Origin of the sequence: Peptostreptococcus russellii, assembly GCF_900110295.1 — a bacterium.
Lineage (GTDB): Bacteria > Bacillota > Clostridia > Peptostreptococcales > Peptostreptococcaceae > Peptostreptococcus > Peptostreptococcus russellii_A.
Window position 1 is genome coordinate 1 of the sequence record NZ_FODF01000053.1, and the last position, 2,576, is coordinate 2,576.

The 2,576-nt window shown below is 36.5% G+C and carries 5 protein-coding genes; all 5 read right to left on the bottom strand.

Translation table 11 applies throughout. The annotated features are described in order from the left end of the window. The coding region (locus BMY82_RS09315) for a hypothetical protein (protein ID WP_091976277.1) at positions 1 to 297 on the bottom strand (297 nt) is incomplete at its 3' end. Then, on the bottom strand, positions 294 to 656 hold the full coding sequence (locus BMY82_RS09320) for a head-tail connector protein (RefSeq protein ID WP_091976278.1): 363 nt from the start codon (positions 654 to 656) through the stop codon (positions 294 to 296). The genes BMY82_RS09315 and BMY82_RS09320, both read right to left, overlap by 4 nt. 40 nt (positions 657 to 696) lie before the next feature. Beyond that, positions 697 to 948: a hypothetical protein gene (locus tag BMY82_RS09325; RefSeq protein ID WP_091976279.1), complete on the bottom strand. Its 252-nt coding sequence runs from the start codon at positions 946 to 948 to the stop codon at positions 697 to 699. Between the two features lie 10 nt (positions 949 to 958). Beyond that, on the bottom strand, positions 959 to 1,840 hold the full coding sequence (locus BMY82_RS09330; protein ID WP_091976280.1) for a capsid protein: 882 nt from the start codon (positions 1,838 to 1,840) through the stop codon (positions 959 to 961). Positions 1,841 to 1,854: 14 nt separating this feature from the next. Beyond that, a complete protein-coding gene (locus BMY82_RS09335) occupies positions 1,855 to 2,430 on the bottom strand; it encodes a phage scaffolding protein (protein WP_091976281.1) in 576 nt (191 codons plus the stop codon). Positions 2,431 to 2,576: the final 146 nt, after the last annotated feature.

The following is a 2,576-nucleotide window of genomic DNA, read 5'->3' on the forward strand; positions in this document are numbered from 1 at the left end:
AGTTGAATAAACAGATCCATCAGGGTTTTTGGGTCTTGATGTTTTATATATAACTCTCTCTTTACCATCAATCTTTACAAATGCTTTATCAAAAACTATATTGTCATAAACTATAGCCAAACCAGATAGCTCTACTATCTGCTTATTCTCATTTACCACACGCCTTACACCCTCTTCATAGTAAGCCCTCCCATCAAATATAACTTTTTCTTCCACACCATCTTCACCGTCTAATTCAGCGATAATTTGTATTGACGTGTTTAATATCCAAGATGGTGGTGTAGGGAACTTAATCATCTCAGTACCCGGCAAAGTAGCCCTGTGCCTCTTAAAAGTTCTATAACCTGACTAGATGTTTTAACCCCATTTAGAGTGTCCCAAACATCACCAAAATTAATAGATGTCTTAGATACTGAAAAGCTAGCAACTGGTGTGCTTAAATAATCTTTGTAAATATAAGAAAATTCTGCGTGTGAGCATACAGCCTCTTTGATTAACCCTTGTTGATACTTGGTTAGATTATCAAATCCACACCCTTCTATGCGACCAAAACAAATTGTATTAATCTGCCTTGATGCCCTTTCAAGATACACCTCTGTCTTATCCTCTAACTCTTCATACCCTAGTCTTATATAATCATCAATCGTTGCATACATATCTATCGCCGTCCTTTATTATAAAAGGGACAGTAGATATTTACTGTCCCTCTGATTCCTTTCTCCCTGGTTCACCCTCGACCGCCTTAAGCTTGTTTTTAAGCTTAGTATTTTCAGCCTTCAACTTCTTATTCTCTGCCTTAAGTTTTTCTATTTCCTCGTTAGATGCATCCTGACCTGGCTGATCTACCAGGTCAAAACTATCATCATATATTGAGTAGCCCTCAGCTAGGTAGATTGCCTTATCAGCTTCATCTATCTTGTGTTCTCTATTTCCTAGTATTGCGTACATGATTTACCTCCTATTCCTGTTCAGATACTATATACACGCCCTCTTTTTTCTGCTTGATTAAGAATAAATCCTGAAATGATCTATTCTGATACAACCAACCGAATGCTGCCTGTGGATCTGAACCCTTAGGCCATAAATATACATCCTGCACCTTTACTGGTGCAATTATTGCAGTTGGATGATATATAATCATGTGCATCTGCTTGGCTGAATCACCTGGTGCAAATCCATCCTTGAAATCATATATAGTTTTAAATCTATCAGATGGAACCTTTTGTATTTCAACTTCATCAAGGCTTCTAACATTTCTGTTAATATCAGCGCCACCAGTCACCTCTAAGGTTCTCTGAATTTTTTCAGCATTCTTAAGCATAGTATATACAGATGGTGTAACCTTCATTTTTCTACCTTCTGATGGAACTCCCGCTTCATCCATATATTCCATAGCCTTGTCAAATACCTCTAGAATATTCTGAACTGACAATACTGTATTATCTATCTTCGCACTGTAACTCTTTGCGTCTGCATACAACTTTGAATATCTATATGCATCAGTTTCAGGAATTGCCTGATCTTCCATAAATGTTGCTGTTATGTTAGCAGCACTTATTACCTGATTAGATTCGTCCACGTCCATCTCATCAACATAAAATGATATGTCTCTATCATGTGTCAATTTGTATGGTGTCCACTCATTTGTAATAGTTCCTTTATTAACTGAACCATCTCTCTTATGATCTTTATATCCTGTTACAGCTACTGTTGGTATCTTTATTGTCTGTGCATCAATAAACTTGTACTTTGTATTAGTCGCCATATCCGCACTTGTTAAGCCGTGCTTATACTTGGCTTCAATCTGTTTTTCAAATCTTTCTGCGTAATTATAAGTCATGTGTTATCCCCTCTCTATTCTTTACTTGGTAAGCCAAAGGCATCACTCAATGCACTTTCTGTTACTTTAGGTTCATTCTTACCTGCACCAAATTTAAAATCTACACCACTAGATATATCATTACTTGATTCATCTTTTGCCTTAAATAAGAATGCCTTATCCTTCTGTAGTCCCTTTAATTGCTCGTCAAGACCTATGATATTGCCATCATCTCCAACAATTAAGGTGTCTTTATTGAACAGACCGCTAACTAGTTCTTCATCATGTACCTTACCGGCTATAGCTATCTTTATAGCGCTATCCAACTTCATAGCCTTTATATCTGCCTGGTAGTTTTCTTCGTTAGCCTGATTTTCCTTTTGTAAGGTCTCAATCGTAGCTTTTAAAGTCTCTGTATCCTCCTTAGAATTCTTCAAGGTCTCTAACTGCCCATCCCTATCTTTAACTGTCTGCTCTAATGTCTTGACCATTTCATTTTTTGCATTAAAATCTGCCTTAGATACAAAGTTTTCACCTATCCCTTTTTTAATAGACTTGATTATTTCTTCCTTACCTTCAACATCTTTCAATATTTCGTTTAACCATTCCATATTCTACTCTCCTTTTTATTCTGGTCGGTGCCAGTATTGTAGTTGGCTCTGTTATTCTCTTAGCCTTGAGTACTTTATTGCATAAAAAATAAACCTTTTAAAGACTTGTTCAGGTCAATTACATTTTGTGGCCCAATTTAAATTGG

What these genes read in the sequence shown, in the direction of transcription:
- BMY82_RS09325 (WP_091976279.1), bottom strand. Translation starts at nt 948, where the DNA reads ATGTACGCAATACTAGGAAATAGAGAACACAAGATAGATGAAGCTGAT.
- BMY82_RS09320 (WP_091976278.1), bottom strand. Translation starts at nt 656, where the DNA reads ATGTATGCAACGATTGATGATTATATAAGACTAGGGTATGAAGAGTTA.
- BMY82_RS09335 (WP_091976281.1), bottom strand. Translation starts at nt 2,430, where the DNA reads ATGGAATGGTTAAACGAAATATTGAAAGATGTTGAAGGTAAGGAAGAA.
- BMY82_RS09330 (WP_091976280.1), bottom strand. Translation starts at nt 1,840, where the DNA reads ATGACTTATAATTACGCAGAAAGATTTGAAAAACAGATTGAAGCCAAG.